This is a genomic window from Citrobacter sp. MNAZ 1397 (assembly GCF_023613995.1).
GTDB lineage: Bacteria > Pseudomonadota > Gammaproteobacteria > Enterobacterales > Enterobacteriaceae > Phytobacter > Phytobacter ursingii.
The window spans coordinates 1-14,498 of sequence record NZ_JAKIVH010000008.1 but is presented as its reverse complement, the minus strand read 5'-3'; the positions used below and the strand labels follow the sequence as shown (position 1 = coordinate 14,498).

Sequence of the window (14,498 nt, the reverse complement as noted above, 5' to 3'; positions counted from 1 at the left end):
TGGGCTTTGTTGCTTAATCGTTTGCAACAGAGCAAAGGAGTTAGAAGATGAAATCCGCTTACATCAGCAAACAACGTCAGATCGTATTCGTGAAGTCGCATTTTTCCCGTCAGCTGGAAGAAAAACTGGGGCTAATTGAAGTTCAGGCACCCATTCTAAGCCGCGTAGGAGATGGGACTCAGGATAACCTGTCGGGCTGTGAAAAAGCGGTACAGGTAAAAGTCAAAAACCTGCCGGATGCGCAGTTTGAAGTGGTCCACTCCCTGGCTAAATGGAAACGTCAAACGCTGGGGCAACATGATTTCAGCGCGGGTGAAGGGCTGTACACGCACATGAAAGCCCTGCGACCGGATGAAGATCGTCTCTCTCCCATCCATTCTGTTTATGTTGATCAATGGGACTGGGAACGCGTACTGGGTGAAGGCGAACGCCACACCGGCACGCTGAGATCAACGGTTGAAGCCATCTATGCCGGGATCAAAGCAACCGAAGCGGCGGTGAGCAAAGAGTTTGGCCTGATTCCTTTCCTGCCTGAACAGATCCACTTCGTGCACAGTGAAGAGCTGCTGAGCCGCTATCCGGGACTGGATGCAAAAGGGCGAGAACGCGCAATAGCCAAAGATCTGGGTGCCGTATTTCTGATGGGCATTGGCGGGAAGCTTAGCAATGGTCAGCACCACGATGTACGGGCCCCGGATTACGATGACTGGAGTACACCTGGTGAGAAGGGGTTGCGCGGCCTGAACGGCGATATTCTGGTGTGGAACCCGGTACTGGAAGATGCGCTTGAGCTCTCTTCTATGGGGATCCGCGTTGATGCTGACGCACTGAAACGCCAGCTTAACATCACCGACGATGAAGATCGTCTGCGTCTCGACTGGCACCAGGCGTTGTTGCGGGGCGATATGCCGCAAACTATCGGTGGCGGTATTGGGCAGTCTCGTTTGACGATGCTGCTGCTGCAACAGCCCCACATCGGACAGGTTCAGTGTGGCGTATGGCCTGCACAGGTTCGTGATACCGTCGACGCGTTACTGTAATTAGCGACGCCAGCGTCTGAGCAGACGGCTACGCATCCCGGTATCAAAGCGCCAGATATGATCGAAGATACGCATGATGCCGGGTTTTCCGTGGGCTGACATCGCCACCGCATGAAAACGGTGCTGGTGCACGGCCTGCAGTTCCTTGACCTTGCCAATCACATCGTCCGGCAGACGCTGGGCGATAAAGTCAGAGATAACCACCGCGTCGGCGTCATACCACTCCCCACCCTGCATACGTTCAATAATGGCGCGAAAACAGCTCGCTAAGTCCGTGCCGCCGCGAAAGCGTTGACTCAGAAAGCGGATCGCGTGTTCCAGTCCCTGCTGGCAGGTCAGTTCGTAGCGCACGACCTCGCTGGAAAACAGCATAATATAGCAGCGTCGTTTGTCTGCCAGCGCCACGCGCATCAGCGCCAGGCAAAAGGCTTTTGCGCACTGTTCATTGAACCCGCCCATCGAACCGGATGTGTCTACACAAACGATGAACGGCCCACGCGGCTGTTCATCGAAATCCTGATGAATCACCGGACGCTCAACGACTCTTTCCCGCCAGGCATCACCGTGAAGGCGGTAGGTCAGGAGCTGTTTTTCAACCAGCCGACGGTAGAACTCATACTCCAGTTCGGTAATGCCCAGCGTCGCCAGTTCAGGCGGCAACAGACGCAGGATGTCATCACTTTGGTGCAGCCCGTCAACCTGCTCCGGTACGGTGGAAGGTTCGCGCACCAGCATACGGAAGGTTTCCATTGGCGCATCTTTGCGCGGAACAGATTTTGCCTCGCGGGAACGTCCAAGTTGTTCTGCCAGTTGCCTGAGTTCCGGCTGTTCCGTCAGGAAGTCGCCATATTTCACGATGAGCTGGTAGTCGCCACGCTTGATTTGCCCGGCGCTCATATCCCATAACCGCCCGGCGGCATTTTCGTTTTCAATCAGTATCGGTTCAAGCTGACCGCTTAGCGTCATGCGTTCCTGTACTTCACTGAGTAATTGCTCACGCTCTCCTTCCAGCAACTGCTGGTTAAATGCGGTTGTCTGCACCACCAGACTCAGCCGCCAGCGCTGTAAGAAAAGCGTCTGTAGCGCTGGAGTAAAGGTCGGGTTGTCCTTCACCATTGCGTTTGCCTGAGCGGCGAAAGGCGAGCGAAGCTTATCCAGAAGCGTCAGAATTTGCGGCAACTGGACGACGAACTGTGATGTGGAAAGCAACTGGCTCTGCTGATAGCAGAGCACTTCTTCGGTCAGTTCTGGCGGTACCTGCGCCTCTTTGAGGTGATTTTTCAGCGCTTCGCGCCAGCGCGGCACATCTTCGGTTATGACGTGCCGGAGTTTGGGGAATTTCTCGAAGAAAACAGCCAACTGGGGTGAGGCCAGTAAGGCAACGATAAGCTCTTCAACTATCGTCTCCTCACTGATGGCCAGCAGGGCATTCAACGTATCCAGTGTCAGCATTGAAGCGCCTGTTGTATCTGCGCGCGGACGTCCTGCAGGCTGGCTTCAATGCGGCCTAACCAGTCTGAGGGGATGAACAGACATTTTTGCTGTTCGCTAAAACGGGTGTGCTGCTGGTGCCAGAGCGTGTCCAGCGCTGCCAGTTGCTGCTTTATTTCTTCCGGCACCTGGGTTGCTGTTCCACCCGGTAAAGCAAGACGGGAGCCCTGCAAGCTGATATCGCGGATCAACAGATGCAGGCTGGTGTCAACTTCGAGGTTCAGGATCTGTGCGAAACCAATACCGTTAAGTTTGCCACGGATCTCGCCCCCTTTAACCAGCCACTGGGCCAGTGCGGCGCGTTCGATAGTCACATGATTGACCTGCAAGTCATGCAATTTTAAAGGCTGCTGGAGCAACAATGTCAGTGTGCTTTCTTGCAGCTCTTCCGGCAGATCGTAATGTGGACGACGGCTGAACATGCCGCCCTGACGCGAAACTTTAAGAGCGGTTTTGTCACTTTGCTGCTGCTGGATCTGAATGTTGCGCTGTGCGATAGCGCCCAGTTGCGTCAGCATAGGTTGCTGCTGCCACGCGTGCCCGGTCATCAATATTTCCAGCTGATTTTGCATCAGGCGCATACTTTCAGCGTCATGCCACAGGCAGTCTTTCAGCAAGATCAAATCCACTGGGGCAACCGCATCGCGTCCGCTGAAAAAGGCGCTGGCTTGTAGCAAGCGAATGGCCTTTTTCCAGCGCCGGTCAGAGACATAAGGCGCAGTGGGTAGGTTATCAAGCTGCTGGCGTAGCATGAAAATCAGATCAAAAACGGCGTCGGGCAATTTCACCTGCACGATTTCCTGCTGCCAGCGCGCATACTCCTCATCACTGATTTGCAGGTCAGCCGGAACCGGGTTATCGCTTTCATCCTGCTGGCTGATGAGCATCGAGCGGAAATTACTCTTCTCCTGCACTTTATCGAGCCACAGGCGAATCAACATGCGGTCATAAAGTGCTTCGAGGCTGCTGTCAGCCTCGGGCAGTTCGTTAGACGCCGCCACCAGTAAACGCATGGGAATTTTCTCTTCCAGCGCGCCGTTGCGAAAGCGACGTTCGTTAATGGCAGTCAATAACGTATTCAGGATCGCCGGTCCGGCTTTCCAGATTTCGTCCAGAAACACAATCTCCGCTTCCGGAAGGTAGCCGTGTGTTAAGCGTTCATAACGCCCTTCATCTTTCAGCGCCTGAATCGAAAGAGGACCGAACACCTCCTCGGGGGTGGAGAAGCGGGTCATCAGGTATTCAAAAGCGCGGGCATTTTTAAAGGCGAATTTCAGGCGGCGGGCGATCAGGCTTTTGGCGATGCCTGGTGGACCGAGCAGGAAGACGCTTTCACCACTTAATGCGGCCAGCAGGCACAGGCGAATAGCGTGGCTACGCTCAAAAAGACCTTTTTCCAGCGCGCTGCTCAGGCGGGAAATTCTTTCTGCTAATAAATGTGAGTGAGCCATAATTGATTTGCATCCTTTCGCCGCGATTCCGGCTTGCAACTGCGAGTATAGACGTTTCGATAAAGGCTTGTAATAGACTGAACAACAGCATCATTTTCTTTGCGCCAGGTTAATACGGTCGCAATTAGGGGGTACGATTTCGTAAATAATCGTGCATACTGTGCGCTTTTTGTGGGCCAAGGGACTAAGCACACATTTGTCATTCAAACAAAAGATTAGTCTATGAGCACTGATAATAAGCAATCGTTGCCCGCGATAACACTCGCGGCTATTGGGGTTGTCTACGGTGATATTGGCACCAGCCCGCTTTATACACTTCGTGAATGTTTGTCAGGTCAATTTGGTTTTGGGGTTGAACGCGACGCCGTCTTCGGCTTTTTGTCGCTCATCTTCTGGCTGCTGATACTGGTCGTCTCGGTTAAATACCTTACTTTCGTCATGCGTGCAGATAACGCGGGTGAAGGTGGGATCTTAACGCTGATGTCGCTGGCAGGACGAAATACCTCCGCCAGAATGACCTCAGCGCTTGTTATCATGGGACTTATTGGCGGCAGCTTCTTCTATGGTGAGGTCGTTATTACACCCGCCATCTCCGTGATGTCGGCGATAGAGGGGCTGGAAATCGTCGCACCATCGCTGGATACGTGGATTGTTCCGCTTTCCATTCTGGTGCTCACGCTGCTGTTCATGATCCAAAAGCACGGCACAGGGCTGGTGGGTAAACTTTTTGCTCCCATTATGCTGGCCTGGTTTTTGATTCTGGCGGTGCTGGGCGCGCGCGGTATTATCAGCAACCCTGAGGTGCTACAGGCGCTTAATCCGACGTGGGCGGTTAATTTCTTCCTTCAATACAAAGCCGTCTCGTTTGTTGCGCTGGGCGCGGTGGTGCTTTCTATCACCGGGGTAGAGGCGTTATATGCGGATATGGGCCATTTCGGTAAGCTGCCTATTCGCCTTGCGTGGTTTATCGTGGTATTGCCATCTCTGGCGCTGAATTATTTTGGTCAGGGGGCGTTGCTGCTGAAAACCCCGGAAGCCATCAAAAACCCGTTCTTCCTGCTGGCGCCTGAATGGGCACTGATTCCGATGTTGATCATCGCGACGCTGGCGACGGTCATTGCGTCTCAGGCGGTCATCTCGGGCGTGTTCTCTCTGACACGTCAGGCCGTGCGTCTGGGCTATCTCTCGCCAATGCGCATTATCCATACCTCAGAGATGGAATCCGGTCAGATTTACATTCCCTTTATTAACTGGCTGCTCTACTTCGCGGTCGTTATCGTGATAGTCAGTTTTGAACACTCCAGTAACCTGGCGGCGGCGTATGGTATTGCGGTGACCGGTACGATGGTGCTGACGTCGATTCTTTCTATGACCGTGGCGCGTAAAAACTGGCACTGGAATAAAATGGTTGTGGGTCTGTTGCTTACGATGTTCCTGTGTATCGATGTGCCGCTTTTCTCGGCAAACCTTGATAAGTTGCTGTCTGGCGGCTGGTTACCGTTGAGTTTAGGTCTGGTTATGTTCATCGTGATGACCACATGGAAGAGTGAACGTTTCCGCCTGTTGCGCCGCATGCATGAGCATGGCAACTCACTGGAGGCGATGATTGCCTCACTGGAAAAATCCCCGCCGGTGCGAGTCCCAGGTACTGCGGTATATATGTCCCGCGCGTTGAATGTCATTCCGTTTGCTATGTTGCATAACCTGAAACATAACAAGGTGCTGCATGAACGCGTGATCCTGCTGACTCTGCGTACAGAAGATGCACCTTATGTGCATAACGTGCGTCGCGTGCAGATTGAGCAACTCTCGCCGACGTTCTGGCGCGTGGTGGCCAGCTACGGCTGGCGCGAAACGCCAAATGTGGAAGAGGTGTTCCACCGCTGCGGCCTGGAAGGGCTCAGTTGCCGCATGATGGAGACATCCTTCTTTATGTCTCATGAGTCGCTGATTGTGGGTAAACGGCCCTGGTATCTACGGCTGCGTGGCAAGCTATACCTGCTATTACAACGCAATGCGCTGCGTGCGCCGGACCAGTTTGAAATCCCCCCCAATCGGGTTATCGAGCTCGGTACGCAGGTCGAAATTTAATGCTTTTTAAAACCCCTCACCCAGAGGGGTTTTTGCTATTTATCTCCCGCAATTTTATTTAAGTAAGATAACTTTTGTTTTTTTTCTGCAACGCGCGCGAAACGTTTCGATTTCGATCACACTTCTGTAATGCCATGGTGGTTTTCTGAACATTCTCAGATCTACACTGAGATCAGCGAAACGTTTCGCTAATGGAGCATAAAAATGAAAAAAGGTACTGTTCTCAACGCTGAAATCTCGTCGGTCATCTCCCGTCTTGGGCATACCGATACGCTGGTGGTTTGTGATGCAGGCTTGCCTGTGCCGAAAAGTACCGCGCGTATTGATATGGCATTAACCCAGGGGGTTCCATCCTTTATGCAGGTACTGGAAGTGGTTACCACTGAGATGCAGGTTGAAGCAGCTATCCTCGCGTCGGAAATCGAACAGCAGAATCCACAGCTCCACGAAACGTTGCTCAGACATATTGAGCAGCTGCAGCAACACCAGGGGAATACCATAGAAGTTCGTTACGTTTCACACGAACAATTTAAAAAACACACCGCGGACAGTCAGGCGGTGATTCGCAGCGGGGAATGTTCCCCGTATGCGAATATTATTCTCTGTGCTGGCGTCACCTTCTGAGGCCATCATGGACGCATTACTGCAACTCAAAGGGATCGATAAAGCGTTCCCCGGCGTTAAAGCCTTATCCGGCGCCGCGTTAAATGTTTATCCAGGTCGCGTAATGGCGCTGGTAGGCGAAAATGGCGCAGGCAAATCCACGATGATGAAGGTCCTGACCGGGATCTATACCCGTGATGCCGGTTCATTACTGTGGCTGGGTAAAGAGACCACCTTTACCGGACCGAAATCCTCGCAAGAAGCCGGTATCGGCATTATTCACCAGGAACTCAACCTGATCCCGCAGCTCACCATTGCCGAGAACATCTTTATCGGCCGTGAATTCGTTAACCGCTTTGGCAAAATCGACTGGAAAAAGATGTATGCCGAAGCCGATAAGCTGCTGCTTAAACTGAATCTCCGCTTTAAAAGCGACAAGCTGGTGGGGGAACTTTCCATTGGCGATCAACAGATGGTCGAAATTGCGAAGGTCCTGAGCTATGAGTCGAAGGTCATCATTATGGATGAACCGACCGACGCCCTGACCGATACCGAAACGGAATCCCTGTTCCGCGTTATTCGCGAGCTGAAAGCGCAGGGGCGCGGGATCGTCTATATCTCTCATCGTATGAAAGAGATCTTCGAGATTTGCGACGACGTGACGGTGTTCCGTGACGGCCAGTTTATCGCCGAGCGTGAAGTGGCAACGCTGACCGAAGATACGCTTATCGAAATGATGGTCGGGCGCAAACTGGAAGAACAGTACCCGCGCCTCGATAAAGCGCCGGGTGATATCCGTCTGAAAGTCGATAACTTATGCGGCCCGGGCGTGAACAATGTGAGCTTTACCCTGCGTAAAGGGGAGATTTTGGGTGTGGCGGGCCTGATGGGCGCCGGGCGCACTGAACTGATGAAAGTCCTTTATGGCGCGCTGCCGCGCACCAGTGGGAGCGTCACGCTGGATGGTCATGAAGTTGTGACCCGTTCACCGCAGGATGGTCTGGCGAACGGTATCGTCTACATCTCCGAAGATCGTAAGCGCGATGGTTTAGTGCTGGGCATGTCAGTTAAAGAGAATATGTCGCTGACGGCGCTGGGTTATTTCAGCCGTCCGGGTGGCAATTTAAAACATAAAGAAGAACAGCAGGCGGTGAGTGATTTCATTCGTCTGTTCAATGTCAAAACGCCGTCAATGGAACAGGCTATTGGCCTGCTTTCCGGTGGCAACCAGCAGAAAGTGGCTATCGCGCGCGGTTTGATGACGCGCCCGAAAGTGCTGATCCTCGATGAGCCGACGCGCGGTGTTGACGTCGGGGCGAAAAAAGAGATTTATCAGCTTATTAACCAGTTTAAGGCCGACGGCCTGAGTATCATTCTGGTGTCATCGGAGATGCCGGAAGTCTTAGGCATGAGCGATCGCATCATGGTGATGCATGAAGGGCATCTCGGCGGTGAATTCACGCGCGAGCAGGCCACTCAGGAAGTATTGATGGCTGCCGCAGTGGGCAAGCTTAATCGTGTGAATCAGGAGTAAAAAAGATGACTACCCAGGCTGTTTCTGGTCGCCGCTATTTCACCAAAGCGTGGTTGATGGAACAAAAATCGCTGATCGCTTTGCTGGTGTTGATTGCCATTGTGTCGACCATGAGTCCGAACTTTTTTACCGTCAATAACATGCTGAATATCCTGCAGCAGACCTCGGTTAACGCCATTATGGCGGTTGGCATGACGCTGGTCATTTTAACTTCCGGGATCGATCTGTCCGTCGGTTCTCTGCTGGCGTTGACCGGTGCGGTTGCCGCGTCGCTCGTCGGTATGGAAGTGAATGCGCTGGTGGCTGTCGCCGCCGCTCTGGCGCTGGGTGCAGCGATTGGCGCGGTAACCGGGACTATCGTGGCGAAAGGGCGAGTACAGGCGTTTATCGCAACCCTGGTCATGATGCTGTTACTGCGCGGTGTGACGCTGGTTTACACCAACGGGAGTCCAATCAATACCGGTTTTACGGACAATGCAGATGTCTTTGGCTGGTTCGGTATTGGTCGTCCGCTGGGGATCCCGACGCCGGTATGGATCATGGCGATTGTCTTTATCGCCACCTGGTATTTACTGCATCACACCCGCCTGGGCCGCTATATCTATGCACTTGGGGGAAATGAAGCAGCAACACGCTTGTCGGGTATCAGCGTCGATAAAGTCAAAGTGATTGTCTACTCTTTGTGTGGGCTTTTGGCATCGCTGGCGGGCATTATTGAAGTTGCACGCCTCTCCTCAGGGCAACCGACGGCAGGTACTGGCTATGAGCTGGATGCTATTGCCGCGGTGGTGTTGGGCGGTACCAGTCTGGCAGGCGGTAAAGGGCGTATCGTTGGGACATTGATCGGCGCATTAATTCTCGGCTTCCTGAATAATGGATTGAATTTGTTAAGCGTTTCCTCCTATTACCAGATGATCGTTAAAGCAGTGGTGATTCTGCTGGCGGTGCTGGTAGACAACAAAAAACAGTAATTACCTACACTACAGGACATCATGATATGAACATGAAAAAACTGGCCACTCTGGTTTCTGCTGTTGCACTGAGCGCCACCGTAAGCGCGAACGCGATGGCGAAAGACACGATTGCATTGGTTATTTCCACACTCAACAACCCATTCTTCGTCAGCCTTAAAGATGGCGCCCAGAAAGAAGCGGACAAACTGGGTTACGATCTGGTTGTGCTGGATTCTCAAAATAACCCGGCAAAAGAGCTGGCTAATGTGCAGGATTTAACGGTACGCGGTACCAAACTGCTGCTCATCAACCCGACTGATTCCGACGCTGTAGGTAACGCCGTGAAGATGGCGAATCAGGCAAACATTCCGGTTATCACCCTTGACCGCGCTGCTGCAAAAGGCGAAGTGGTAAGCCATATCGCTTCTGATAACGTGCTGGGCGGTAAAATTGCTGGCGACTACATTGCCAAGAAAGCAGGTGAAGGTGCGAAGGTTATCGAACTGCAGGGTATTGCCGGTACTTCTGCCGCTCGTGAGCGTGGTGAAGGCTTCCAGCAAGCTGTTGCAGCCCACAAATTTAATGTCCTGGCGAGCCAGCCGGCTGACTTTGATCGTACAAAAGGCTTGAACGTAATGCAGAACCTGCTGACGGCGCATCCGGATGTCCAGGCGGTATTTGCACAGAACGACGAAATGGCGCTGGGCGCGATGCGCGCGCTGCAAACTGCCGGTAAAACCGATGTGATGGTTGTTGGGTTTGACGGTACGCCTGATGGCGTAAAAGCCGTGAATGACGGCAAAATGGCGGCGACGATTGCTCAGCTTCCGGAAATGATTGGCGCGAAAGGCGTAGATACCGCAGCAGAGGTGCTGAAAGGTGAAAAAGTCCACGCGAAGATCCCGGTAGACCTGAAACTGGTTATCAAACAATAAAAATCGTCAGGCTATCTCACCGGGATAGCCTGAAAAAAGCATCAAGAAAAGCAGAGCTCGCGCCACCCGCTGGCGGGTGGCGCATTTTAATGGACAAGCTCATCATGAAAACCACAGGCAAACTTGTTGTTCTCGGTAGTATTAATGCCGATCACATTCTTAACCTTGACTCGTTTCCAACCCCCGGAGAGACCGTTACCGGCACGCAATATCAGATTGCATTTGGCGGTAAAGGCGCAAACCAGGCGGTGGCTGCCGGACGCAGTGGTGCAGATATTGCCTTTATTGCCTGTACGGGTGATGACGACACCGGTGAACGTGTCCGCCAGCAACTGATTAGCGACAATATCGATGTGGCGCCCGTTAGCGTGATCGCTAATGAGTCGACCGGCGTGGCACTGATTTTTGTTAATGGCGAAGGTGAGAATGTCATCGGTATTCATGCGGGGGCGAATGCGGCGCTCTCTCCGGCACTTGTTGATGCACAGCGTGAGCGTATTGCCCAGGCGTCCGCCCTGTTGATGCAGCTGGAATCTCCGGTAGAAAGCGTACTGGCAGCAGCGCGTATTGCCCATGAAAACCAGACTATTGTGGCGCTCAACCCTGCCCCGGCGCGTGAGCTTTCTGATGAACTGCTGGCGCTGGTGGATATCATCACACCTAATGAAACCGAAGCCGAAAAACTGACGGGTATTAATGTTGCCAGCGATGAGGATGCGGCGCGCGCGGCCCAGGCACTACATGCTAAAGGTATTGATACGGTCATCATTACGCTGGGAAGCCGTGGCGTCTGGGCGAGCGTGAAAGGCGACGGTCGTCGCGTGCCGGGCTTTAAAGTGAAAGCCATTGATACTATTGCAGCCGGTGATACGTTTAATGGCGCTTTGATGACCGCATTGCTGGAAAACCTCGCGCTGGATGAGGCTATTCGTTTTGCTCATGCGGCGGCGGCCATTGCTGTCACCCGCAAAGGCGCGCAACCGTCTGTTCCGTGGCGCAAAGAAATTGACGATTTCCTGGCTAAGCAGGGGTGATGATTGGCTACGATGAAGGATGTGGCCCGGATGGCGGGCGTATCGACGTCGACCGTTTCGCATGTCATCAATAAAGATCGCTTTGTCAGTGATGCTATTCGCGAAAAGGTGGAGTCCGCGATCAAGGCGCTCAACTATGCGCCGTCTGCGCTGGCGCGCAGTCTGAAAATCAATCAGACCCGCACTATCGGGATGCTGATTACCGCCAGTACCAACCCTTTCTACTCCGAGCTGGTGCGTGGAGTGGAACGTAGCTGCTTCGAACGTGGTTATAGCCTGGTGTTATGCAACACCGAAGGGGATGAGCAGCGCATGAACAGTAATCTGGAAACGCTGATGCAAAAGCGTGTCGATGGCCTGCTGCTTTTATGTACTGAAACCCATCAACCTTCACGGGAAATTCTGCAGCGTTATCCTTCGGTTCCCACTGTGATGATGGACTGGGCTCCTTTTGATGGAGACAGTGACCTTATTCAGGATAATTCTCTGCTCGGCGGCGATATGGCGACGCAGTATCTGATCAATAAAGGTCATACGCATATTGCCTGTATTGCTGGCCCGCTGGATAAAACCCCGGCTCGCCTGCGCCTCGAAGGGTATCGTGATGCGATGGCCCGCGCGGGTCTGACTATCCTTGACGGTAACGAAATTATCGGCAACTTCGAATTTAGCGGCGGCTTTGAAGCGATGCAGATGCTGCTGGCGCTGGAAGTACGCCCGCAGGCGGTATTTATTTGTAACGATGCGATGGCTGTGGGGGCTTACCTGGCGCTGTATCAGGCCGGACTACGTGTGCCGCAGGATATTGCCATTGTTGGTTATGACGACATTGAACTGGCGCAGTATATGACGCCGCCGCTCACCACTATTCATCAGCCGAAAGATGAACTGGGTGAGCTGGCGATCGATGTGCTGATTCACCGTATTTCTGACCCTACGCAACAGCAACAGCGGCTACAGCTTACGCCAGTGTTGATGGAGCGCGGTTCAGCGTAGTGTTAATGCTTTTCTTTTATCAGGTTACGCCCATCTTTCGGCTTTAAGAGCATAAATGTCAGGGCGGATACCAGGGTAATTGCTCCCATTGTCACAAAAGTATAGTGAAACTGTTCCACGGTATTCGCGCTGTCGAACCCTTCATAAAATCGCAACACTGCCGCACTGACGGCGACACCAAGGCTGATGGAGAGCTGTTGCGTTACGGCCAGAACACTATTCCCGCTACTGGCGTTTTCGTCAGTCAGGTCGGCAAGCGTAATGGTGTTCATGGCGGTGAATTGCGTGGACATGGCCATCCCCAGAATGAATAGCGGTAAGATCAGCAACCACACTTCCATTGACGGTGATTGCAGAGAAAATTGCGCAATCATCAAACCGATAAACAGGGTAATACCTACCAGTGTTTTTCTGTAACCCAGACGGCGTAATACCTGGGTGACCAGTGATTTTGCCAGAATTGAACCCATTGCCGTTGGCGCCATCATGCATCCGGCAATCAGTGCAGGATAGCCAAACCCAACCTGTAACATCAGCGGCATCAAAAAGGGCACGCAGCCTGTCCCCAGTCGTGAAGCAATATTGCCAACAATACCGACAGAGAAAGTGCGCGTCTTAAATAGATTGAGCGAGATGAGCGGGGTAGGATGACGGCGCGCGTGGCGAATATAAAGAAGAAATAACAGTACACCGCTCAGAATAACGGCCGATGCCAGCCAGCTTGCGACAATTTTCTCGCCAAACAACTCCATGCCACTGGAAAACAGGACCAGGCTCAGGCCAAAGAGGAAAAAGCCGCTGGTATCGAAGCCCTTACGCGGTGTGGTGAAGTTCGGCATATATTTACGTGCATAGAAGATCCCGGCTATACCAATCGGAATATTAATAAGGAAGATCCAGTGCCAGCTTGCCCAGGTCACCAGTACGCCACCCAATACCGGGCCGAGGATGGGGCCAACCAGACCAGGCATGGTGACAAAATTAAGTACCGGCAGAAGCTCACTGCGTGGATAGGCGCGTAGCAGTGCCAGACGTGCAACCGGCATCATCATTGCGCCACCGATCCCCTGAATCACGCGAAAGCACACCAGCGCCCCGAGCGACGTCGAGAGCGCGCACGCCAGTGAACCCAGCGTAAAAAGGGTGACGGCCAACATGAAGACCCGCCGGGTACCAAACCGATCCGCCAGCCAGCCGCTTGCCGGAATCAACATGGCGACCGTCAGGGTATAACTGATAATGGCGGACTGCATAGCAAGAGGAGAACGATCAAGGCTCTGTGCGATAGCGGGTAGTGCGGTGTTCAGGATAGTGGCGTCCAGCGCCTGCATAAAGAAGGCCATGGCCGCAATCCACGGCAATCCGGCCATACTGCGAGCTTTCTTTTCAGTCATTCTTTGTCCTGTTATTTTGCCGTGGGCGCATTTGGCGTCTTCAACAGAGCCTGGCAAGCCTGAAAGGCATTTTCCCCATCGCTTTCCTGAATCGCGTCAACAATAGCCTGATGAAGATCGAGCTTTATAGCCTGGTCCTGAGTGATGGAAGTGAAGTAGGTATGGTATATAGAATGAAACAGCGTAGCGAAAGAGATGAGAAAAGGATTAGCACTCATCGTATAGATGTGTTCGTGCCAGGCCATATCAACTTCAATCCAGCGCTCACGGTTAAAGTGCTTTTTCAGATACACCATCTCTTCCATTAATGTATTGAGATGCGCTTTTTGTTCCGCACTTCCTGATTGTGCCGCCAACTGGCACGCCTGTGGTTCGAGACTGCTACGCATAATAAGGAAGTGCTGAATGACTTCGTGAAAATTATCCTCACTCATCCACCAGACCAGTAATTCTTTATCAAGGAAATTCCAGTTTTCCCTGGGCATTACCCGGGTACCGATTCTCGGACGAGGAAGTACCATACCTTTCGCCGTTAATGTCTTTACCGCCTCCCTGACCGCCGTACGACTTACGCCGAACTGTTCACCCAACTCCATCTCACCAGGCAAAATGCTGCCCGGGGCATAATCACCTCTCAGGATTTGCTGTGCCAGTTTTTCCGCCAGCACCCATGAGAGATTTTTTTGCGCGGCAAGCTGTTGTGCGTTCAAAGACATTTATTGCTTCCTTTTGTTCTTATTCACTCTTTAGTATGCCACCGGGGCTATTCCTGTGGTGGCAAAAACAGCAAAACAGGCCTTTTACGGTGCTTTTTACCGCGTCTTGTTGAAAAAAGAGACGGTTAAAAACTTTTTTTAAATTTATGCTTGTCACTTCACAAGAACTCCCTATAATGCGCCTCCACTGACACGGAACAACGGCAAACAAGCCGCCGGGTCAGCGGGGTTCTCCTGAGAGTCCCGACAGAGAAAAGCGA

12 protein-coding genes are annotated in these 14,498 nt (G+C 52.7%); 8 read left to right on the top strand and 4 right to left on the bottom strand.

All coding sequences use genetic code 11. From position 1 onward, the window contains the following. The first annotated feature begins 47 nt into the window (after window positions 1-47). A complete protein-coding gene (gene asnA / locus L2097_RS23585; protein ID WP_250353782.1) occupies window positions 48-1,040 on the top strand; it encodes an aspartate--ammonia ligase in 993 nt (330 codons plus the stop codon). Here asnA and viaA read toward each other — a convergent pair whose 3' ends face one another. Continuing rightward, a complete protein-coding gene (gene viaA, locus L2097_RS23580; RefSeq protein WP_250353781.1) occupies window positions 1,041-2,492 on the bottom strand; it encodes an ATPase RavA stimulator ViaA in 1,452 nt (483 codons plus the stop codon). After that, complete coding sequence (gene ravA / locus L2097_RS23575; protein WP_047372442.1) at window positions 2,486-3,982, bottom strand: ATPase RavA; 1,497 nt, start codon at window positions 3,980-3,982, stop codon at window positions 2,486-2,488. Before ravA ends, viaA begins: the two co-directional genes overlap by 7 nt. A gap of 222 nt (window positions 3,983-4,204) precedes the next feature. Between ravA and kup the strand changes: the two genes are divergently transcribed. The 7 genes from kup (at window position 4,205) to rbsR (ending at window position 12,128) form a co-directional block, all read left to right on the top strand. After that, window positions 4,205-6,073, top strand: a complete 1,869-nt coding sequence (gene kup / locus L2097_RS23570) for a low affinity potassium transporter Kup (RefSeq protein WP_229222930.1) — start codon at window positions 4,205-4,207, stop codon at window positions 6,071-6,073. Between the two features lie 204 nt (window positions 6,074-6,277). After that, window positions 6,278-6,697 carry a D-ribose pyranase gene (rbsD, locus tag L2097_RS23565; protein ID WP_047372440.1) on the top strand — a complete coding sequence of 140 codons (420 nt, stop codon included), beginning with the start codon at window positions 6,278-6,280 and terminating at the stop codon, window positions 6,695-6,697. A gap of 7 nt (window positions 6,698-6,704) precedes the next feature. Further along, on the top strand, window positions 6,705-8,210 hold the full coding sequence (gene rbsA / locus L2097_RS23560) for a ribose ABC transporter ATP-binding protein RbsA (protein WP_250353801.1): 1,506 nt from the start codon (window positions 6,705-6,707) through the stop codon (window positions 8,208-8,210). 5 nt (window positions 8,211-8,215) lie between these two features. Further along, window positions 8,216-9,181: a ribose ABC transporter permease gene (gene rbsC / locus L2097_RS23555; RefSeq protein ID WP_085005160.1), complete on the top strand. Its 966-nt coding sequence runs from the start codon at window positions 8,216-8,218 to the stop codon at window positions 9,179-9,181. Between the two features lie 26 nt (window positions 9,182-9,207). Next, on the top strand, window positions 9,208-10,098 hold the full coding sequence (gene rbsB, locus L2097_RS23550; protein ID WP_047372437.1) for a ribose ABC transporter substrate-binding protein RbsB: 891 nt from the start codon (window positions 9,208-9,210) through the stop codon (window positions 10,096-10,098). Between the two features lie 104 nt (window positions 10,099-10,202). Continuing rightward, entirely contained in the window at window positions 10,203-11,132 is a 930-nt protein-coding gene (gene rbsK / locus L2097_RS23545) for a ribokinase (protein WP_047373438.1), read from the top strand. 3 nt (window positions 11,133-11,135) lie between these two features. After that, window positions 11,136-12,128 (top strand): ribose operon transcriptional repressor RbsR, encoded by a 993-nt coding sequence (gene rbsR / locus L2097_RS23540; RefSeq protein ID WP_103281038.1) that lies wholly within the window; start codon window positions 11,136-11,138, stop codon window positions 12,126-12,128. A 2-nt stretch (window positions 12,129-12,130) separates the two neighbouring features. On the opposite strand, the gene mdtD is transcribed toward rbsR, so the two are convergent. Together mdtD and L2097_RS23530 are read right to left on the bottom strand one after the other, a co-directional pair. After that, a complete protein-coding gene (mdtD, locus tag L2097_RS23535; protein WP_047372435.1) occupies window positions 12,131-13,522 on the bottom strand; it encodes a multidrug transporter subunit MdtD in 1,392 nt (463 codons plus the stop codon). Between the two features lie 11 nt (window positions 13,523-13,533). Next, entirely contained in the window at window positions 13,534-14,238 is a 705-nt protein-coding gene (locus tag L2097_RS23530) for a FadR/GntR family transcriptional regulator (RefSeq protein WP_047372434.1), read from the bottom strand. Between the last annotated feature and the right edge of the window lie 260 nt (window positions 14,239-14,498).